Consider the following 20,595-nt stretch of genomic DNA (forward strand, 5'->3'; position numbering starts at 1 on the left):
TCGTCGCCGAAGCCATCCAACGAAGGAGCAGCGCATGTCGACGACGACCGAGAACGCGGCCACGACCGCCACCACGACCATCCCCACGACGATGCGAGCCGTCGTCGTCCACGGCCCGGGCGACTACCGGCTCGAGGAACGCCCCGTACCGACGCCCGGCCCCGGCGAGCTCCTCCTCCGCACCGACGCCGTCGGCATCTGCGCGAGCGACCTGAAGTGCTACCACGGCGCCGCGAAGTTCTGGGGTGACGAGAACCGCGCCGCCTGGGCCGAAACGGACCGCATCCCCGGGCACGAATTCGTCGGCACCATCGTGTCCGGCGACGACGACACCCTGGCGAAGCGGAAGGTCTCGCTCGGCGACCGCATCGCGTGCGAGCAGATCGTGCCGTGCTGGGAGTGCCGCTACTGCCTCGAGGGCGCGTACTGGATGTGCAACGTCCACGACATGTTCGGTTTCAAGGGCTACGACGGCGCGATGGCCGAGTACGTGCTCGTCCCCGCCAAGGCCCTGACCCACCCGGTGTCGAGCGCCCTGCCCGGTCAGGTCGCCGCGTTCGCCGAGCCGCTGTCCTGCGCGTTCCACGCCGTCGAGCGCGGCGACATCAAGTTCGGCGACACCGTCGTGATCGCCGGCGCCGGACCGATCGGCCTCTCCGCGATCGCCGGTGCTCGACAGAAGAACCCGCTCCGGATCATCGCGCTCGACGTGGTCGAGGCGAAGCTCGAGCTGGCCCGCAAGGTCGGCGCGGACCTGACGATCAACATCGCCGAGGACGACGCGGTCGCCCGGGTCAAGGAGCTCACCGACGGGTACGGCGCCGACGTCTACATCGAGGCGACCGGCCACCCGTCCGCGGTCCCGCAGGGCCTCAACCTGCTGCGCAAGCTCGGCACCTTCGTCGAGTACTCGGTGTTCAAGGACGCCGTCTCCGTCGACTGGTCGATCATCTCGGACGACAAGGAGCTCGACGTCCGGGGTGCCCACCTCGGCCCGCACACCTGGCCGGCGGCGATCAAGCTGCTCGAGGCCGAGACCCTGCCGATGTCGGAGATCTGCACGCACCAGTTCCCGCTCGAGCGGTTCCAAGAGGCCCTCGACCTGGTCGGCGACTCCGCCGGCGCGAGCGTCAAGGTCTCGATCCTCCCGTCCCTGCAGGCCTGAGCCCGCCGACCCCTGGAGTCAGCAAGCATGTCAACGACGACACAGCGCGCCACCGGTGCGCCCACGACCCCCCGCGCCGAGGGCCGCCTCGACCGGATGGGGATCCCCCGCCCGCTCGCCCTCGGGTTCGTCGCGGTCCTGGTCTTCATGACCGGGAACGGCGTCGAGTCGAACTTCATCACCCCGCACATGGTCGCGGTCCTCGGCAGCCCCGAGGCCACCGTCGCGACCATCGTGACCTTCTACAGCCTCGCCGCCCTGATCGGCAGCTACGTCTCCGGCGCCCTCTCCGACCTGATCGGGCCGCGCCGGGTGATGATCCTCGGGTTCGCCGTCTGGGTCGTCTTCGAGGTGCTGTTCCTGCTCGCGCTGAACATGGGCAGCGTGCCGTTCGCGGCCGTCGCCTACGCCGTCCGGGGCTTCGGCTACCCGCTCTTCGCCTTCGCGTTCCTGGTCTGGGTGAACATCACCACGCCGGTCGAGCGGAACGGTTCGGCCGTCGGCTGGTTCTACGTCGCCTTCACGGGTGGCCTGCCGACGCTCGGTTCCCTCTTCGCGATCGGTGCCATCCCGGTGTTCGGCGGCGGCACGATCGGTGAGACCGGCGCGATGGTCGCCTCGATCGGCCTGGTCGTGATCGGCTTCCTCATCATGCTGTTCGGCGTCCGGCTGCCGAACGGGTTCTCCCGCATCGCCCCGGCCGGTGAGAGCGCCTGGCAGGTGCTGACGAGCGGCATCCGCCTCACCGTCACCCGGCCGAAGATCCTGATGGGCTTCCTGGTCCGCCTGATCAACACCGCGCCCGAGTTCGGCATGTTCGTCGTCCTGCCCGCCGTGATCGCGAACGAGCGCGGGTGGGGCCAGAGCCGCTGGCTGCTCATGACCGTGTGCGTCTACGCGACGAACATCCTGGTGAACGCCCTGTTCGGCTGGGTCGGCGACAAGATCGGCTGGCAGCGCACCGTCAAGTGGTTCGGCATCGTCGGGTCCGCCCTCGGCCTCATCGCCTGGTGGTACGTCCCGCAGCTCGTCCCCGCCGGGTCGGACTGGGGCTACGTGCTCTCCGTCGTCGCCGGTTGCGTGTTCGGTTGCCTGCTCGCCGGCTTCGTGCCGATGGGCGCGATCATGCCGGCGCTCGCCCCCGAGCACAAGGGCGCCGCGATGGCGATGTACACGACGGCGGCCGGTGGAGCGGCGTTCCTCGGCACCGGTGTGGTCGCCGCGGTCTTCGCGCTCGGCGGTGGCGGTCAGGCCGCGACCTGGACGTTCGTCGGCCTGTACGCCTGCGCGTTCGTGATGATCCACTTCCTCAAGGTGCCGCAGGGCACCCGTACCTCCCACTGAAGGACTCCAGCATGACCACGATCCACGACGCCCCCGACGAGTTCGCCGAGGACCAGCTCGCCGGCTGGCTCGCGCTCTACGCCGACCGCGTCCGCGGCGTCCACGGCGGCGTCGTCACCCTGCCCACCGAGGGCGCCGACCCGCAGGTCGCGGTGGTCGTCGGCGGCGGCTCCGGCCACTACCCCGCGTTCTGCGGGATCGTCGGCCCGGGGTTCGCCACCGGCGCCGTCGTCGGGAACGTCTTCACCTCGCCGTCCACCGCGCAGGTGTACTCGGTCGCCAAGGCCGCCGACCAGGGGAAGGGCGTCGTGCTGTCGTTCGGCAACTACGCCGGCGACACGATGAACTTCGGGCTCGCCGCCGAGCGGCTGCGCGCCGAGGGCATCGACACCCGGATCGTCGTGGTCACGGACGACATCGCGAGCGCCGACGAGGAGTCGAAGCGCCGTGGCATCGCCGGGGACTTCTCGGTCTTCAAGGCGATGGGTGCGGCCGCCGCCGCGGGCGCGGACCTCGACGAGGTCGAGCGCCTCGGCAACGCATCGAACGTGGCGACCCGCACGATCGGTGTCGCGTTCTCCGGGTGCACGATGCCCGGCGCGACCGAGCCGCTCTTCACGGTGCCCGACGGCCACCTCGGACTCGGGCTCGGCATCCACGGCGAGCCCGGCATCGAGGACGTCCCACTGCTCCGCGCGACCGACCTCGCGGCGCTGCTCGTCGAACGGCTGCTCGCCGACCGACCGGCGAACGCGGGCACCCGGGTCGCCCCGATCCTCAACGGCCTCGGCGACACCAAGTACGAGGAACTGTTCCTGCTCTGGGGCCGCGTGCTCCCGCTGCTGCGCGATGCCGGCCTCGAGATCGTCGAACCCGAGGTCGGCGAACTCGTCACGAGCCTCGACATGGGCGGCTGCTCGCTGACCCTGCAGTGGCTCGACGACGAGCTCGACGCCCTGTGGCGCGCCGACACCTACACGCCCGCGTACCGCAAGGCGGCGGCGCCGATCGCAGCGTTGCTGCCGGCCGACGCCGTGGACGACGCCGAGGACGAGGCGACGGTCGTGCCGGACGCGAGTGATGCCTCCCGGCAGGCCGCGCAGACGGCACGCGACGCGATCGCGGCGATCGACGCGCTCCTGCGCGAGCACGAGGAGGAACTCGGCCGCATCGACGCGGTCGCCGGCGACGGCGACCACGGACGCGGCATGGTCAAGGGGATCGGTGCAGCCCGCAGGGCGGTCGACCGGGTCGGCCGGGAGGCAGGGGTCGCCTTCGTCCTCGGACGCGCCGGTGACGCGTGGGCCGAGTTCGCGGGCGGCACCTCCGGCGTCCTGTGGGGTGCGGCACTCGAGGCCTTCGGCCGGTCGCTGCGCGACGACCGTTCCGCGTACGAGGCGTCCGACGTCGTCGAGGCCGCGCAGGCCTTCGCCGATTCGATCGTCCACCTGGGCGGGGCGTCCCGTGGGGACAAGACGCTGCTCGACGCACTGCTGCCGTTCGTCGACGCACTGCGGACCTCGGTCTCGGCTGGTTCCTCGCTCACCGACGCGTGGCAGGCTGCAGCGGAAGTCGCTCGTGACGAGGCCGACAAGACAGCCGACCTCACGCCGAAGGTCGGGCGTGCCCGGCCGCTGGCGGAGAAGAGCCTGGGGACACCCGACGCGGGTGCCACCTCGATGGGGATGATCCTCACGCGGGTCGGCGAGGTCCTCGCTGCCCGTGCGAACGAACTGGAAGGAACACACGTATGACGTACCGTCTCGTGATCGGGTCCGACGATGCCGGGTTCGACTACAAGGAGATCATCAAGCAGGACCTGCAGGCAGACCCGCGGGTGGCGTCGGTCGTCGACGTCGGCGTCGACGCGGACGGGCACACCGCGTACCCGCACGTTGCCGTCGACGCAGCGCGACTCGTCGCGTCGGGTGAGGCGGACCGCGCGATCCTGATCTGCGGCACCGGACTCGGTGTCGCGATCGCGGCGAACAAGGTCCCCGGCATCCGGGCCGTCACCGCGCACGACTCGTTCAGTGTCGAGCGTTCGGTCCTGTCGAACGACGCCCAGGTCCTCTGCATGGGCCAGCGCGTCGTCGGCGTCGAGGTCGCCCGCCGGATGGCGAAGGAGTGGTTGGGCTACGAGTTCGACCGCTCCAGCGCGAGCGCGTCGAAGGTCCAGGCCATCTGCGAGTACGACGGCAGCGCGCCGGCAGGCGTCGACGCCCCGGCCTAGGCGCCGCGCGGCGCGCAGCGGCGCGGACCGGCGCGGCGCGGCGCGGCGCGCAACCGTTCTGCACAACCAACGTGAGCCCGAGCCACGTGATCGCGCGGTTCGGGCTCACTTCGGTTGTGCGCGCCGCGGTCGCGCCACCTCAGCTGCGCGCGGCCAAGCGGTGCACGACGGCCTTCGTCGCCTCGTAGAGCTCGCGGTAGTCGCGGTACCCCGGCTCGTAGGCGGCGGCTGCGACGGGGTCGGGCTCGATGACGGTGGCCGGCGGGTTCCACTGCCGGATGTCGACGTCGGCCACGAGCGCTGCTGCCAAGAACGCCGACCCGTACGACGCCCCCACGGTCACCGACGGCACCGTCTGCCGCAGCCCGGTCACGTCGCTCACGATCGTCGGCCAGAGCCGTCCGAGCAACCCACCGCCCGCCCCGACGAGCTCGCGGACCTCGACCCCGGCCGCACGCAGCACCTCGATGTTGTGCCGGACCGCGTAGGCCGTCGCCTCGAGCGTCGCCCGGTAGATGTCCCCACGCGTGTGCCGCACCGTCAGCCCGGCGATCACTCCACGCGCGTCCGGATCGGCGATGGGCGTCCGCTCTCCCGCGAAGTACGGCAGCATCAGCAGCCCGTTCGCGCCGATCCCGGCGCACCGTGCCTCTTCGAGCATGGTCGGCCACTCGCCGTCGACCAGCCGTCGCAACCAGTCGGTGATCGCCCCGGAGGTCGCCATCCCACCCGACACGCTCGGCTGTCCCGGGTGCGTCCCGACCGTCGTCCACATGCCCGGCACCGGCGTCGGCTCGGCGGTCGGCGCGATCATGAACATCGTGGTGCCGTACTGCAGGAACATCCGGCCCGGCACGGACTCCCCGACGCTCACGCCCTCCGCCCACGCGTCGATGGTGCCGGCCGTCACGGGGATGCCGACCGGGAGGCCCGTGGCCGCGGCCGCCTCGCGCGTCACCACGCCCGCCTGGTCACCCGACCACAGCAACCGCGGCAGCGGCAGGCCGGGCGCGAGCTGCTCGCACCACTCCGGGATCCACGCGTTCTCGTGGACGTCGTAGAGCGGGGTGGTCTGGCTGGCCGAGTGGTGGTCGAGGACGTACTCGCCCGTCAGCAGCTCCACCACGCGTGACGCCGGCATCGTGAACCGGACCGCCCGCGCCCAGACGTCGGGCTCGTGCCGGGCGATCCAGGCGAGCTTCGCCCCGGCGGCCTGGGTGCTCAGTGCAGAGCCGCAGCGTGCCCGGATCGCGTCCTCGCCGCCGAGTTCCGCGGTCACCTCGTCGAGCAGGTCGGCGGTCCGGGTGTCGACGCCGTACAGGACCGCCGGGCGCAGCGGATCGCCTGCGTCGTCGGTCAGCAGGACGCAGGGGCCGATGCCGCTCACGCCCACCGCCTGCACGACGGCATCGGGGACGAGCGCGAGGAGCTCGTGCGTCAACGTCGTGAACTCGTCCCACCACACGGCCGCGTCCATCTCGACCAGGCCCTGGGTAGGACGGTCGACGTCGTGTCGGCGGCTCACCTCGGCGATCACGGTGCCGTCGAACCGGGCCAGCAGCGCCTTCGTGCTCGACGTCCCGATGTCCAGACCGAGCACCGCCCGCATGCCGCCTCCTTCGCCGCCACACGACCGCCGTCGGTCGCGTCCCGAGTCTACGAACCTTCCGCGGGCCGCCAGATCGACTCCAGATCCCAGCGCTCCGGCGCGCCGAGATCCGCAGTGCTCATACCCGGAACGTCGGGGAAGCCGTGGAGCAGGGCGGTGGCGCGCTCACGCCACGCGCAGTCAGCATCGATCCGACGCAGCAGGAAGGCCATGACCACCAACACTCCGTAGACCCCGAACACCACCTTCGCGTGTTCGGTTCGTCGAAGGTGGTCGAACTCGGGAACGTTCGCGGGGCGTTTCGGAGCAACCACGAGCTTGCGGTTGAACAGCCTGGCGTGATGCGCCGCGACGTTCCGGACGTAGTTGATCGAGGCGAGCCAGCTGCCGAGGACACGCTTCGACGGCGCTCCGAGCGCCATCGCGATCTCCGTCCCGAGCACGTTCGAGAGACCGCCGTACAGTCGGGCGACCTGTCCGAACTCCAGGATCTCGGTCATCGCCCAGACCGGCAGCTGTCCGTCGTACCTGGTCCGGAAGTGCGCGACGAAGACCTCGTCCGATCGGTCCTGCCGGGCGCGCACCCGCTCGATCCATCGTTCGTGACCGCTCGTTCCCGCTTCGCCCACCTGGAGGAACGACGGAGTGAACGAGACCGGATCCCGATGCGCGAACGGTCCGTTCCGGCCGAGCACGTGGGCGATCTTGGTGCGTACGGCGACCTCGATCCGCTCGACTCCGTCGAGCACGAGGAGCCGCAGCGCGCGGTCGTAGTCCATCAGGGAACGGGCGTACACGATCGACGCTCCGGTTCGGTACGTCTCACGCAGCGAGATGTGCCCCGCGACCTCGCATCCACCATCAACGGAATCGGGCTGTCGGAGCGGGTGGAGGTAGCCCGTCAGGCGGTAGTGACCGACTCGGTCGAGCAGCTCGGCAGCCGCCCGGTGGGACTCGACGACGAGCCCACGGCTGCGAAGCTGCTCGACCTGCTGATCCAGCGTGAGCCAGGGCTTCGAGTACTCGACCACCACACCCCCAGGTGAAAAGAAAATCAGCCCGGGCCGAATGGCGACGGGCTGATCGTGATGGGTTCGATCATACCCGAGGTCGACGACGCGGTGGGGTCCGATGAACGAGTGTGGACAACATGTTCTCCCCAGTCGAGACGCCCAGCGTCCTGTCGGGGGCCGGACGTACCGTACTCACGACTCCGATGCTCCACGAGGGGAACCCGATGAAGAAGTCAGCCTGGCTGCCAGCAGTCATCGCGCCGGTGGTCGTCGCCGGCGCCGTCGCCGCCCCGATGATCGCGAACGCCGCGAACGACCCGATCGCGGGGACGAACCCGACCGCGGCCGACGTCATCGCCAGCATCGCGAAGTCGTCGGACGCGCAGTACTCCGGCAAGCTCACGCAGTCGAGCGACCTCGGGCTCCCCGAACTGCCGACCGGCTCCGGCGGCTCCTCGCTCGAGGGCGACGCCTCGGACGTGCTCGGGCTGCTCACCTCGTCGCACACCGCCCGCGTGTACGTCGACGGCGCCGACAAGCAGCGCGTGCAGTTGACGCAGCAGCTCGCCGAGCAGGACGTGGTCCGCAACGGGTCCGAGGTCTGGACCTGGGACTCGAAGGAGCGCACGGCCACCCACGTGACCCTCCCCTCCGACTCGGCGAAGGACCCGCAGGACGGAACCACCACGCCGACCGACATCGCCGAGCAGGCCATCGACGCCATCACCCCGAGCACCACGGTCTCGAAGCCGACCGAGGTCAGCGTCGCGGGTCACGACGCCTGGCAGATCACGCTGACGCCGAAGTCCTCCGACACCCTGGTCGGCACCGTCCGACTGGCGGTCGACCAGCAGACCGGCCTGCCGCTGCGCGCGACGATCCAGGCCGCCGGGCAGGACGACCCCGCAGTGCAGGTCGGGTTCACGAGCCTCGACTACGGCGCACCGGCCGCACGGCTCTTCGACTTCACGCCCCCGTCGAACGCGAAGGTCACCGAGAAGGACCTGTCCGACGCCGAGCACGGAGCGCACGCGAAGGGCGACCACGCCCGCGGAGCGCACGACGGTGACGAGCCGACCTTCACGGGCGAGGGCTGGGGCACGATCGCCGAGCTCCCCGCCGGCACGGTGGACCAGTCGTCCCTCGGCGACGAGGCCTCGGGCCTGCTCGGCCAGCTCACGAAGGCCGTCGACGGCGGCCGTGCAGTCCAGACCTCGCTCGTGTCGGTCTACCTGACCGACGACGGCCGGGTCCTCGCCGGCGCCGTGCCGGTGTCGTCGCTGGTCGCCGCCGCGAAGTGAGCGCACCGGAACCTGCGTCCACGGCGGAACCGGCCGCCGTGGACGTGACCCGTCCGACCACGGACACCGACCTCGCGATCCGCACCACGGGCCTCCAGAAGGTCTTCCGCAAGCAGCGCGCCGTCGACGGCATCGACCTGTCGGTGCCGCGCGGCGCGGTGTTCGGGTTCCTCGGGCCGAACGGCTCCGGCAAGACGACCACCATCCGGATGCTCCTCGGGCTGTCGAGCGCGACCGGCGGCACGATCGAGGTGCTCGGTCAGTCGATGCCGAAGGCACTCCACCAGGTGCTGCCGCGCGTCGGTGCCCTGGTCGAGGGGCCGGCCTTCTACCCGTACCTGTCCGGGCGCGCGAACCTGCAGCGCTTCGACGCGGCCGACCCCACGTCGGACCCGCGCACCCGCAAGGCACGCGTGGCCCACGCCCTCGACCGGGTCGGCCTGACGCACGCGGCGGACAAGAAGGCACACGCGTACTCGCTCGGCATGAAGCAGCGACTGGGCCTGGCGAACGCCCTGCTCTCCCCGCGCGACCTGCTGGTGCTCGACGAGCCGACGAACGGCCTCGACCCGCAGGGCACGCGCGAGGTGCGCAACCTCATCCGGTCCCTGGCGGACGACGGCACGACGGTGTTCGTGTCGAGCCACCTGCTCGCCGAGATCGAGCAGGTCTGCACCCACGCCGCGGTGATGCGCACCGGCAAGCTCGTCGCGCAGGGCGAACTCGACGAACTGCGGTCCGCCGGGGCGCGCACCGTGACGGTCCGCACGCCCGACGTCGGGCAGGCCGGCAGCGTGCTGACCCGGCTCGGGCTCGTCCCCCGGCACGAGGGTGGCGCCGACGTCCTGGTCGCCGACCTGCCGCACGAGGTCCTGCCCGAGACCATCACCGCCGAACTCGTCCGCGCCGACGTCCGCGTCCGTGGGCTGACGGTCGGCGGCGGCACGCTCGAGGACCTGTTCGTCGCGCTCACCGGAGAGGGCTTCGATGTCGCTGCCTGACACTGCCCCTGCACTGCCCGACGCCGCTGCCGAGACACCGCGCCGGCAGCGTCCCTTCGCACTGCTCGGCTCCGAACTCGCACTGGTGTTCCGACGTCGCCGCACCTGGGCGATGCTCGGGGCGCTCGCCCTGGTGCCGATCCTGATCGCGGTCGCCGTGAAGCTGACGACCGACGGTGACGACGGCGGCCCGGCGTTCCTCGGCGACATCACCAACAACGGCCTCTTCGTGGCGTTCACCGCGTTGACGGTGTCGATCCCGCTGTTCCTGCCGCTCACGGTCGGCGTGGTCGCGGGCGACACCGTCGCGGGCGAGGCCAGCCACGGCACCATCCGCTACCTGCTCGTCGCACCGACCGGCCGGGTGCGGTTCATCCTGGTCAAGTTCGCCGGGGCGGTCGCGTTCTGCCTGGCGGCCACGCTGCTCGTCGTGCTCGTCGGTGCGGCGATCGGTGCCGTGCTGTTCCCGATCGGTCCGGTCACCCTGCTGTCCGGCACCCAGGTCGGCGGAGTGTCGTACGCCGGTCGGGCACTGCTCCTCGCCCTCTACGTGGCGATGTCCATGCTCGGACTCGTGGCGATCGGCATGTTCGCGTCGACGCTGACGAACGTACCGGTCGGGGCGATGGCCGCGACGGTGGTGCTGGCCGGGGCCTCCCAGGTCCTCGACCAGCTCCCCCAGCTCGATTGGCTGCACCCGTACCTGTTCTCGCACCAGTGGCTCGGGTTCGGCGACCTGCTCCGCGACCCGATCTCGTTCGACTCGTTCGGGTCGAACGCACTACTGCAGCTCGGCTACGTCGTCGTGTTCGGCGCGCTGGCGTACAGCCGGTTCGCCTCGAAGGACATCCTCAGCTGAGCCGACCGCCGATCCCGACCGCCGTCAGCTCGCCGAACCCGACCGCCGTCAGCTCGCCGGAGTCGCTGAGCCGCCTGCCATCGTCTCCGCCTCCGAGCCGCGCGCATCCGCGTAGCGGTCCCGCAGGTCGCGGGCCTTCTCGGAGCGGTACCAGTCGAGCCGCGCTCCGGTCTCGACCGTCTGCATCCCGATGACGACCTTGCCGCGTGACTTCATCTCGGCCAGGTCCTCGTACGCCTCGACGATGTACTCGAACGGGTAGAAGCCCGAGATGAGCACCTGGAAGCGACGTTCCTGCAAGGCCTTCGCCAGCAGGGTCAGGAGCTCCCGGGTCTCCTCGTCCTCTGCCGGGGCACGTAGGAACCGGAGCTCGATGTCGCGGCGTTCCTCCGAGGACACGAAGCGCTCGTCCCCGACCCCGAGGCGTTCCGCCAGGAGCTCGGCGTTGCTCTCCCCGTGGTTGTCGATGAAGGCGGTGATCGGTCGGCCGTCCGCGATCGCACGGATGCGGTCTTCCTCGCCCTCGCCGTACACGACCGGCAGCGTGCCGATCTGCCGCAGGTAGTCGTGGTTGCGCGCACTACCGAGGGTGATCACGGTCGCACCGGCGTCGTGCGCCAGCTGGCTCTCGATGTGGCCGACGCCGCCCGCTGCCGCGGTGATGACGACCGTGTCGTCCGGTCCGAGGCGGAGCGATCGCACCACCGACACCGCCGTGCACCCGGCCAGGTACAGACCACCGGCGACCTCCCACCCGACGTACTCGGGCTTCTTGATGACGGCACCACGCGGCACCGCGATCCAGTTCGCGTGCGAGCCGCCCTGCGGCGCGTGCCCCATGACCTCGTCGCCCACCCGCAGGTCCTTCACGTCGTCGCCCCGCGCCCGGACGATGCCGGCGAAGTCGACGCCCTGCCGTGCCGGGAACTCGAGCTCGATGTGGTCCCGGAGCTTCCCCTCGCGCAGGAAGCGCTCGATGTGGTTCAGCCCGGCGGCGACGATCTCGACGACGATCTCGCCGGGGCCGGCCGCCGGCTTCTCCTGCGGGACGAGCTCGACGACGCTGAAGTCGCCGTACCGGTCGTACTGGACTGCCTTGCCGTTCCGCATGGGTGCTCCTTCGCTGGCGTGTGGGTCCGGCCTACTCGGTTTCCCCGCGTGCAGCCCGAGCAGGCGGGGTACCTGCCGTGGGCGGAACCGACGAGCGGACGGGAGGCCCGTGGCGGCGTCGCCACGGGCCTCCCGTCCGTCGGTCGCGCACGTCCAGTGCGGCTCGCGCACCCGGTGCGCGTCGCGCGCTCAGCGCTTGCCGGCCGCTCACTGCACGCCGGCCGCTCAGTGCTTGCCGGCTGCCGCGATGACGGACGCGACGGTCTCGGCGTCGAGGTGGAACGCGAGCGGGTCGGCGTCGGGGTGTGGGACGCGCAGCGGTGTCGACCAGACGGAACCGTCCTCGGCGACGTCGACGACGAGGGCGCCGCTGTCGGCGGTCGCCGATTCCTCGTCGTACGCGCCGATGACGTCCGTGTCGTTCGCGACCCCGGGGGCGACGAGGACCGGGACGCCTGCCAGCGATCCGGCGAAGTGGTGGTGGTAGTGCCCGCCCAAGACCACGCGCACGTCGGAACCCCGGATCACGTCGGCGAGTGCGTCGGGGTTCTGCAGCCGGAGCGCCTCGTGCAGCTCGGTCGGAGCCGGCAGGGGCGGGTGGTGCAGGACGACGACCGTGCCGTGCGGGGCGTGGTCCCCGGCGAGCGCGGTGCGGAGCCGTTCGAGGCTGGCGTCGCTGAGCTCGCCGTAGCCGGCACCCGGCACGCTCGTGTCGACCGTGATGATCCTCCGGCCGGCGACGAGGGACTGCCCCCACACCGGAACGGTCGGCGGGTGGTACTCCATCGTGTGCATGACGGGGCGGCCGCCCTCGCCGAGGACGTGGCCGTTGGACAGCACCTGGCGGAAGCCCTCGCGCAGGTCGTGGTTGCCCGGGACCGCGATGAGGGCAGCGCCGTGACGTTCGGCCCAGCCGCCGACCCGCTCGAGGACGGCGGCGTAGGACTCGGGGCTGCCGTCCTCGGACACGTCGCCCGAGATGACGACGAGGCCGATGCCGGGTACCCCGTCGACGTGGGCGAGCACGCCGTCCAGCGCTGCGGTGGTGTCGACGGATCCCTGGTGCAGGGCGCCGTCGCCGGTCAGGTGGGTGTCGGAGAGGTGGAGGACGCGGAGGGTTCCTGCTGCGGGCGGCTGCATGGGGTCCACGGTAGCCACGGGGGCGATGGGTGGGCTGGGCTGGGCGGGTCGCGAGCGGTTCGTGAGCACCCGTGCTCAGTCCGGCAGCACCACGTCCGGGATGTCCCGCAGGAAGATCTCGATCGTCTTCGGGCCGACCCCCTTGAGCGCGCCGAGTCGGTCGCGCAGGTCCTTCCGCGAGGCCGCGGTCTTCACCAGGTGCGACACGGACCCCTCGTCGGCGTCGAGCGTGTGCATCGTCTCGTGCAGGGCATCGGTCATCTGGTGGTCGAACCGCGCGTAGCCGCCCTCGTCCAGGACCCTCCGCAGTTGCTCGCGTCCGGCGCCCGCGAACTTCCCAGGGCTGGTGAACCCGTGGTCGATGAGGACGCGGTAGGTCTCCGCCGCCTGCTCCTGCCGGATGGGCCGGCCGAAGAGCATGCTCGCGAGGAACCACCGGTAGAGCTGTTGGGGCTTGCCGTCGGACAGGTCGATCCCGAGGTCCGCGGCGTGGGTCACGTCGGCCATGGACCGGACGCTACCCGTGGTGGTCAGCCGTCGGTGCGCCGCGGCCCCCAGTGCAGCGCGCCGACGACGAGCCACCCGACGAACGACAGGATCGTGACGAGCTCGACGACCACGATGAACGGCAGGTCGATCGCGACACCGGCGCCCGCGATGTACGCGTAGCTGTACGTCTGTGACGAGACGGCGCTCACGATCCACCGCACGACGACGATCACGGCGCCGATCGCCGCGAGGGCACCGAGGGCGAACTGGAACGGGTTTCGGCCACGCAGGAATCGCATCCCGCCACCGTAGGGCTGCGGGCCGACGGCGCACGACTCCCCGTTCGAGGTGTTCAGCGCTTCGTGTCCGCGCGGGGCTCACTCTGCGGCGGCGGCCAGCTGGTCCTGCAAGTTGAACACCTCGGGCAGCACCCGCGCAGTCTGGTCCGCCCGGCCCGTGGCGCCGTCGAACAGGTCCTGCATGTGCGCCTCCCACGCGGCCGCGACCTCGGAGGCCGCGAGCGACGCGTCGGCATCGGCCACCGAGTCGGTCTCGTAGTAGCCGATCAGCAGGCCGTCGGCGTCGAGGAACAGGGAGTAGTTCCGCCGCCCCGCCGACGCGATCGCCCGGAGCATCGCCGGCCAGACCGCGGCGTGCCGCTCGCGGTAGGCGTCCAGGTGCTCGGCCTGCACCTGCAGCCGGAAACAGACGCGGGTCACCGGTCGGCCTCGGCGCGGCGACGCTGCTCGGCGTCCTGCACGGCGCGCTCGTCGGCGGTGCGCACGGTACCGGTGACGGTGGTCACGGTGCCGTACCGCTCGGCCTCGATCGCCTCGAGCGTCTTGCCCTGTGTGCGTGGCGCCCAGATGGTCCCGACCAGGAACGACATCGCGAGGAGCCCCAGGATGAGTCCGCCGAGTGCACGGAGTCCGATGTCCGACAGCAGCAGCGGGAACCAGATGCTCAGCAGACCGACCATGACCCGCGCGGCGAGGAAGAGCACACCCTGCGCACTGGCCCGGTACCGGGTGGCGAAGAGCTCGCTCGTCCAGAGGCCGTAGAACGCCTGCGCGCCGATGCCCGACGAGATGCCCCACGCCACGGCGAAGAACAGCAGCGTGCCGAGGTTCGCCGGTGCGTAGATCAGGACGGCCCAGGCGACGATCGCGAGCACCGCGCCGAGGGCGAAGAGCAACCGTCGACTGACCCGGTCGCCGTAGCGCATGAAGCCGAAGTAGGTCGCGGCGACGGTGCAGCCCCACACCAGGATCTGCAGGCCGTACTGCTCGGTGACGCTCGTGACCCCGGTGGCCGAGTACACCCGCGGCTGGAAGATGCCGGCCTGCCCGGCGACGGTGTTCCAGAGCGCGTAGACGCCGAACAGGAACAGCATCGCGGTCAGGTTCCGGCGCCGGCTGAACAGCTGGGTGATCCCGTGGAAGAAGTTCGCGGTGCCGGTCGCGGCGCGCTCGTCCTTCCAGATCGCCGACTCCGGCAGCCCGCGGCGGAGCCACCAGACGACGGCGGCGACGACGAACAGGTGCGCGAAGATGAGCCGGCTGCCGAGCAGTCCGAGGGGCGCGGCGGCGATGGCCAGCGCGAAGCCGACCATCGGGCCGATCGACCAGGCGAGCTGCGCGGTGCCGACGTGGGCGGCGCGCTTGTCCGCTGGCGCCTGCTCGGCGATGTAGGTCCAGCTCGCCGGCACCCCGGCGCCGACCGCGATGCCGGTCAGGATGAAGCCGACCAACAGCATGCCGTAGCTGCCGGCGAAGACCGCGAGCAGGATGCCGAGCATGTACAGCAGCAAGTCGTAGGTGTAGATGAACTTCCGGCCGTAGCGGTCGCACAGCGGTCCGCCGATGATGGCGCCGGCGGCCGCGCCGAACGCGTTCGCGGACAGGCTCGCCAGCAGGCCGACCTCGAGGTCGCCGACGTGGAACTGCGCTTGCCACAGGCTGAGGCTCGTGGCGATCGCGATGATCGACCCCGACTCGATGTAGTTCGACATGGCGACCGAGACGGTCGCCTTCCAGCCCGTGGTGCTCCGGGCTCCGATTCGGACCGCCATTGGTCCTCCGTTCGCGTGTTCGTCAGTGAATCGTTTCAACGGGACAGCGAGACGATAGTGCGCTCCGGCGGGCATTGGCAAGTCCGCCCGTACGTCCGAGTCCGTGCCGAGCGGTGCGGGCCCGCGTCCGCGTGCGGCGGGCCCGCGTCCGCACGGTGCGCGGTCGCTCATTCGGTGCGAGGTTGCACGCTCCGTGCGGCGCTGCAAGCGCGCACCGAGCGGGCAACCTCGCACGCGTCGGCGCAGCACGCACGGTGCGACGCCGGGGACGAGGGCGCACGGGCGCGGCCGCACCCACGATCTCGCACCGTGCGGTGGACCTGCGCCCCCACCGGACGGGAGGCCCGGGTCCAGCCCGCACCGCGCCTCCCGTCCGCCGTTTTCCACAGATCACGGCGCGCACCGCCCGGAAGCGCAGGTGCGATGCCAGGATGGCCACATGGCGGTCAGTGTGCGAGAGGTGGCAGCGCTCGCCGGCGTGTCCCTGGGCACGGTGTCGAACGTCCTGAACCGCCCCGACAAGGTGGCTCCGACCACGGTCGACCGGGTGCAGTCCGCCATCGCCGCGCTCGGGTTCGTCCGCAACGACTCCGCACGCCAGCTCCGGGCCGGCCGCAGCTCCACCGTCGGCCTGATCGTGCTCGACGGCGGCAACCCGTTCTTCACCGACGTCGCGCGCGGTGCCGAAGACGCCGCGATGGACAAGGGCCTGGCGGTCCTGATCGGCAACTCCGACGAGTCCACCGACCGCGAGCGCACCTACGTCGACCTGTTCGAGGAACGCCGCGTCGCCGGCCTGCTCATCTCCCCCGCCGGTGACGACCTGTCCCGCCTCGCCCGCCTGCGCGACCAGGGCACCGCGGTCGTGCTCGTCGACCGCCGCGCCGACGACGAGCACTTCGCCTCGGTGTCGGTGGACGACGTCGCGGGCGGTCGCATCGCGGTCGAGCACCTCGCGGCCATCGGGCGGACGCGCATCGCGTTCGTCGGCGGCCCGTCCAGCATCCGTCAGGTGGCCGACCGGCACGCCGGGGCACTGTCGGCGGCCCGGGCAGCGGGCATCGAGCTCGAGGTCCTGCCGACCGCGTCACTGTCGGTGCTCGAAGGGCGTCGCATCGGCGAAGCACTCCAGGCACGCCCCCGCGCCGAACGGCCGGACGCGGTGTTCGCGGCGAACGACCTGCTCGCGGTCGGCCTCGAACAGGCGTTCATCATGCGCGGCACGATCGCGGTGCCGGACGAGATCGCGATCGTGGGCTACGACGACATCGCCTTCGCCGAGGCGGCCGTCGTCCCGTTGACCTCGGTGCGCCAGCCTGCGCAGGACCTCGGGCGCCAGGCGATCGAGCTGTTGACGAAGCAGGTCGAGCTCGGGCAGGGCATCGACCTCGAGCACGTCGAATTCACGCCGGAGCTCGTGGTCCGGCAGTCCTCCGTCGCCGACGCGTAGCCGAGCCTTCGCGCCTCCCGCCACCCTGCCCGGCCCTGCGGCACGGACCGGCCGCCGCTGCGGCCTACGATCGGAGCATGGTGCACGTTCCCCGGCGCGACGGCCCGCCGAGCGTGCACCACGTCGCAGCTCGCGCCGGCGTCTCGCTGGCGACGGTGTCGAACGTCCTGAACCACCCCGAGCGGGTCGCCGAGTCCACGGCCGCACGCGTGCACGACGCGATCGCCGAACTCGGGTACACGCCGAACCGCAACGCCCGGGTGCTGGCATCCGGCAGCAGCCGTTCGATCGGGCTCGTCGTGATGTCGCTCCGGAACTCGCTGTTCAGCGACATGGTCAACGGTGCGCAGCTCGCGGCCCGGAAACGCGGGTTCACGCTCCTCATCGCGAGCAGCGAGGACGATCTGCAGGCGCAGGGCGAACACCTCGCGTACCTCGAGAGCGCTCGGGTGTCCGGCATCCTGCTCGCCTCGATGACCGAGTCGCGCGATCAGGTCGAGCTCACCCGCCGGCACGGTCGGCCGGTCGTCTACGTGAACTTCGCACCGGCGACGGTCGACGCTTGCTCCGTCGTCGTCGACAACGAGCAGGCGGCCTTCCTCGCCACGGAGCACCTGATCGCCTGTGGGTGTCGACGCATCGGCTTCGTGAGCGCGCGCGCCGAGCTGCAGCCGGTGTCGCTCCGCCGAGCCGGGGTCCTCCGGGCGATCGCAGGTCACCCAGGGGTGGAACTCATCGACATCGACGCCGGTGACATCGACCCGCCCGGCGGCACCGACGCCGGTGCGCGCATCGCCGCGATGCCGCTCGCCGAGCGGCCCGACGGCGTCCTGGGCGTCACCGACCTGCTCGCGATGGCGGTCGTCTCCGAGCTCCGCGCCGCCGGCATCCGCGTGCCGGAGGACATCCCGGTGTCCGGGTGCGACCACAACTCGGTGGCATGGGGCGGCGCGGTGCCGCTGACGTCGGTGACCATGCACGGTGCGGAGATGGGCGCGGCGGCGGTCGAACTGCTGCTCGAGGAACTCACCGACCCGATGCACGTCCACCGCACCGTGGTGCTCGGCAGCGAGCTCGTCCCCCGCGAGAGCACGCTCGGCCGCGCCGGTGCGGCAGCAGCGCGGGCCACGGCGCCGAGCGACCCGCGCCGTACCGAGGCCTGAGCGCCCGAGTCTCGGAGCGAGGGCGCCGAGTCTCGGGGTGAGCGACAGTTCGCGGGCTGCGGGGCGCGAGGACTGTCGCGCACCCCGAGACTCGGGACCGCGCGCACCAGGCGTGCGCGTTCCCGTAACGAAAACGGCACAGCGATTGACACGCTTCAATCGACGTGGTTCCATCCTGATTGAAACGTTCTAAACAGCAGCAACCGGAACCCACGACGACGCGGGATCCGGGTCCGTTTCACCCGGGGTACCCCGCCCCGGGCCTTACGAGGAGGTAAGGAATGTCAGCTCGTTCCCTGACCACGAGGACGCTCACCACGCGCGCCGTCGTCGGACGTCTCGTCGCCATCGGCGGCGCCACGGTCCTGATCGGCGGGCTCGCGGCGTGTTCGTCCGGCGGTTCTGCCGACGAAGGCGGCGGCAAGGTGCAGATCACCTACCAGGCCGACAACTCACCCGCGACCGCAGCCACCGCGAAGCCGCTCATCGAGGCGTTCGAGAAGGCCAACCCGGACATCACGGTCAAGTTCGACACCCGCCCCCAGGGCACCGACGGCGACAACCTGGTGAAGACCCAGCTGTCGACCGGCGAGATGGCCGACGTCTTCAACTACAACTCCGGTTCGCTCATGCAGGCCCTCAACCCGGACAACACCCTGGTGGACCTGTCCGACGAGAGCTGGACCAAGGACGTCGACGAGCAGTTCACCAAGGTCGTCAGCACCGACAAGGGCGTCTACGGCGCTCCGTTCGGCACGAGCTTCGGCGGCGGCGTCATGTACAACAAGAAGGTCTACGCGGACCTCGGCCTCAGCGTCCCCACCACGTGGGACGAGTTCATCAGCAACAGCGAGAAGATCAAGGACGCCGGCAAGGTCGCCCCGATCATCCAGACGTACGGCGACACCTGGAGCAGCCAGCTGTTCGTGCTCGGCGACTTCGCCAACATCACGGCGCAGGACAAGGACTGGGCGGAGAACTACACCGCCAACAAGGAGTCCTACGCCGAGGAGCCTGCACTCGCCGGCTTCGACCACCTCGCCGAGGGCAAGGACAAGGACCTCTACAACGAGGACTACGCCTCGGCCACGCAGGCGAACGGCTTGAAGATGCTCGCCGACGGCACCGGGGCGCAGTACCCGATGCTGACGAACGCGATCTCGACCCTGCAGCAGGACAGCCCCGACGCCGTCGAGGACATCGGAGCGTTCGCGCTGCCGGCCGAGGACGCCGACGACACGAACCTGACCATCTGGGAGCCGAACGGCCTGTACATCCCGAAGACCACCGAGGGCGACGAGCTCGCCGCGGCGAAGAAGTTCATCGCCTTCGCGAACTCGGCCGACGGCTGCAAGGTGCAGAACGACACCGGAACGCCCGGTGGCCCGTACGTCATCTCGACCTGCTCGCTGCCGGACGACGTGCCCCCGATGATCGACGACCTGCAGAAGTACCTGGACGACGGCAAGGCGAGCCCGGCGCTCGAGTTCCTGTCCCCGATCAAGGGCCCGAACCTCGAGAAGATCTGCGTGCAGGTCGGCTCCGGCATCACCAACGCTGCCAAGGGTGCTGACCAGTACGACGACGACGTCGTCCAGCAGGCGCAGCAGCTCGGCATCAAGGGCTGGTGACACGGTGACCGCGACACTCACGACGGCACTCGAGCCGGCGAAGACCCGAGCGGGTTCCGGCGGGACCGGTCCCGCGCGCAAGCGGATGCGCTCGTTCTACCCCGCGTGGTTCTTCATCCCCGCGATCGCGCTGTACGTCGTGTTCTTCGCGGTCCCCACCTTCGCCGGGTTCTACTTCTCCCTCACCCGCTGGACGCTGTTCGACCAGACCTTCATCGGTTTCGACAACTTCGTCCGGTTCTTCCAGGACCCGCAGCTCGTCTCCGGGTTCGTGCACACGTTCCAGTACGGCTTCGTGACGAGCGCGGCGAAGGTGGTCATCGGACTCGCCCTCGCCCTGCTCCTCACGTCGCCCGTGCTGGGGCGCGGCTACCTGCGGGCAGTCGTGTTCTTCCCGGTGCTGGTGTCGACGATCGGCATCGGCATCACGTTCAAGGCCCTGATGGACCCGTTCCACGGGATCATCAACGGAGTCCTCGCCTCGGTCGGCCTCCCCACACCGGGGTGGCTGACCGACCCGGCCCTCGCCCTGTGGAGTGTCGCCGCGGTGGACGTCTGGAAGGGTGTCGGCATCGCGACGCTCATCTTCATCGCCGGCATCGTGGCGATCCCGCAGGAGTACTTCGAGGCCGCACGGGTCGACGGCGCGAGCGCGTGGTCGATCTTCCGGAACATCACCCTGCCGCTGTCGCGTCCCGCGATGGGCACCGTCATCATCCTGTCGCTGATCGGCGGGCTGCGGTCCTTCGACCTGATCTGGGCGATGACCGGCGGTGGGCCAGGGTTCACCAGCGACGTCATCGCGAGCGTCATCTACAAGCAGTACCAGGCCGGGTTCTACGGCCTGTCGACCGCCGGCAACGTGGTCCTGTTCGTGGTCGTGACAGCGATCATGGTCCCGATCTCGTGGCTCCTCAACCGCAAGGAGGCGGACCTGTGATCACCGCACTGCGCCCACTCCCGATCTCGTGGCTCCTCAACCGCAAGGAGGCGGACCTGTGACCGCCGTCACCAGC

The 20,595-nt window shown here is 70.7% G+C and carries 19 protein-coding genes; 11 read left to right on the top strand and 8 right to left on the bottom strand.

The annotated features are described in order from the left end of the window. The first annotated feature begins 34 nt into the window (after positions 1-34). From ABH929_RS07765 to ABH929_RS07780, 4 genes are read left to right on the top strand one after another with little or no spacing between them, the layout of a single operon-like run. On the top strand, positions 35-1,165 hold the full coding sequence (locus ABH929_RS07765) for a zinc-binding dehydrogenase (RefSeq protein ID WP_123672438.1): 1,131 nt from the start codon (positions 35-37) through the stop codon (positions 1,163-1,165). Positions 1,166-1,192: 27 nt separating this feature from the next. Then, the gene (locus tag ABH929_RS07770; protein ID WP_404560745.1) at positions 1,193-2,509 is read left to right on the top strand and encodes an MFS transporter; all 1,317 of its coding nucleotides are present in this window, start codon (positions 1,193-1,195) and stop codon (positions 2,507-2,509) included. Between the two features lie 11 nt (positions 2,510-2,520). Further along, a complete protein-coding gene (locus ABH929_RS07775) occupies positions 2,521-4,263 on the top strand; it encodes a dihydroxyacetone kinase family protein (protein WP_404560746.1) in 1,743 nt (580 codons plus the stop codon). Then, the gene (locus ABH929_RS07780; protein WP_123672440.1) at positions 4,260-4,742 is read left to right on the top strand and encodes a ribose-5-phosphate isomerase; all 483 of its coding nucleotides are present in this window, start codon (positions 4,260-4,262) and stop codon (positions 4,740-4,742) included. The genes ABH929_RS07775 and ABH929_RS07780 overlap by 4 nt, the downstream gene beginning before the upstream one ends. 139 nt (positions 4,743-4,881) lie before the next feature. Here ABH929_RS07780 and ABH929_RS07785 read toward each other — a convergent pair whose 3' ends face one another. Both ABH929_RS07785 and ABH929_RS07790 read right to left on the bottom strand, forming a co-directional pair. Then, a complete protein-coding gene (locus tag ABH929_RS07785; protein ID WP_404560747.1) occupies positions 4,882-6,351 on the bottom strand; it encodes an FGGY-family carbohydrate kinase in 1,470 nt (489 codons plus the stop codon). A 47-nt stretch (positions 6,352-6,398) separates the two neighbouring features. Continuing rightward, positions 6,399-7,385, bottom strand: coding sequence for an Abi family protein (locus tag ABH929_RS07790; protein ID WP_404560748.1), 987 nt, complete (start codon positions 7,383-7,385; stop codon positions 6,399-6,401). 203 nt (positions 7,386-7,588) lie between these two features. Here ABH929_RS07790 and ABH929_RS07795 point away from each other — a divergent pair, with 203 nt between their 5' ends. Genes ABH929_RS07795 through ABH929_RS07805 form a run of 3 tightly spaced genes read left to right on the top strand, consistent with a single transcriptional unit; the run spans position 7,589 to position 10,525 of the window. Further along, the gene (locus ABH929_RS07795; RefSeq protein WP_404560749.1) at positions 7,589-8,665 is read left to right on the top strand and encodes an outer membrane lipoprotein carrier protein LolA; all 1,077 of its coding nucleotides are present in this window, start codon (positions 7,589-7,591) and stop codon (positions 8,663-8,665) included. A gap of 44 nt (positions 8,666-8,709) precedes the next feature. Continuing rightward, positions 8,710-9,666, top strand: coding sequence for an ABC transporter ATP-binding protein (locus ABH929_RS07800; protein ID WP_404560750.1), 957 nt, complete (start codon positions 8,710-8,712; stop codon positions 9,664-9,666). Further along, entirely contained in the window at positions 9,653-10,525 is an 873-nt protein-coding gene (locus tag ABH929_RS07805) for an ABC transporter permease (protein WP_404560751.1), read from the top strand. The genes ABH929_RS07800 and ABH929_RS07805 overlap by 14 nt, the downstream gene beginning before the upstream one ends. Before the next feature lie 48 nt (positions 10,526-10,573). Here ABH929_RS07805 and ABH929_RS07810 read toward each other — a convergent pair whose 3' ends face one another. From ABH929_RS07810 to ABH929_RS07835, 6 genes are all read right to left on the bottom strand, one after another. Continuing rightward, positions 10,574-11,635: an NADP-dependent oxidoreductase gene (locus ABH929_RS07810; RefSeq protein WP_404560752.1), complete on the bottom strand. Its 1,062-nt coding sequence runs from the start codon at positions 11,633-11,635 to the stop codon at positions 10,574-10,576. Between the two features lie 225 nt (positions 11,636-11,860). Next, entirely contained in the window at positions 11,861-12,775 is a 915-nt protein-coding gene (locus ABH929_RS07815; RefSeq protein WP_404560753.1) for a metallophosphoesterase, read from the bottom strand. Positions 12,776-12,850: 75 nt separating this feature from the next. Then, positions 12,851-13,282 carry a hypothetical protein gene (locus tag ABH929_RS07820; protein ID WP_404560755.1) on the bottom strand — a complete coding sequence of 144 codons (432 nt, stop codon included), beginning with the start codon at positions 13,280-13,282 and terminating at the stop codon, positions 12,851-12,853. 23 nt (positions 13,283-13,305) lie between these two features. Further along, on the bottom strand, positions 13,306-13,563 hold the full coding sequence (locus ABH929_RS07825) for a hypothetical protein (RefSeq protein WP_205462886.1): 258 nt from the start codon (positions 13,561-13,563) through the stop codon (positions 13,306-13,308). 78 nt (positions 13,564-13,641) lie between these two features. Further along, positions 13,642-13,983, bottom strand: coding sequence for an L-rhamnose mutarotase (locus tag ABH929_RS07830; RefSeq protein WP_404560756.1), 342 nt, complete (start codon positions 13,981-13,983; stop codon positions 13,642-13,644). After that, complete coding sequence (locus ABH929_RS07835; RefSeq protein ID WP_220036387.1) at positions 13,980-15,335, bottom strand: MFS transporter; 1,356 nt, start codon at positions 15,333-15,335, stop codon at positions 13,980-13,982. The genes ABH929_RS07830 and ABH929_RS07835 overlap by 4 nt, the downstream gene beginning before the upstream one ends. Before the next feature lie 439 nt (positions 15,336-15,774). On the opposite strand from ABH929_RS07835, the gene ABH929_RS07840 reads away from it, so the two are divergent. The 4 genes from ABH929_RS07840 to ABH929_RS07855 all read left to right on the top strand — a co-directional run bounded on the left by ABH929_RS07840 (position 15,775) and on the right by ABH929_RS07855 (position 20,519). Continuing rightward, on the top strand, positions 15,775-16,785 hold the full coding sequence (locus ABH929_RS07840; RefSeq protein WP_404560757.1) for a LacI family DNA-binding transcriptional regulator: 1,011 nt from the start codon (positions 15,775-15,777) through the stop codon (positions 16,783-16,785). Between the two features lie 77 nt (positions 16,786-16,862). After that, positions 16,863-17,948, top strand: a complete 1,086-nt coding sequence (locus ABH929_RS07845) for a LacI family DNA-binding transcriptional regulator (RefSeq protein WP_263092222.1) — start codon at positions 16,863-16,865, stop codon at positions 17,946-17,948. Between the two features lie 281 nt (positions 17,949-18,229). Continuing rightward, positions 18,230-19,579, top strand: coding sequence for an ABC transporter substrate-binding protein (locus tag ABH929_RS07850; protein WP_404560758.1), 1,350 nt, complete (start codon positions 18,230-18,232; stop codon positions 19,577-19,579). Between the two features lie 4 nt (positions 19,580-19,583). Further along, positions 19,584-20,519 (top strand): carbohydrate ABC transporter permease, encoded by a 936-nt coding sequence (locus ABH929_RS07855; protein WP_404560759.1) that lies wholly within the window; start codon positions 19,584-19,586, stop codon positions 20,517-20,519. Positions 20,520-20,595 lie beyond the last annotated feature (76 nt).

The sequence above is a fragment of the Curtobacterium sp. AB7 genome, from assembly GCF_044909335.1.
Lineage (GTDB): Bacteria > Actinomycetota > Actinomycetes > Actinomycetales > Microbacteriaceae > Curtobacterium.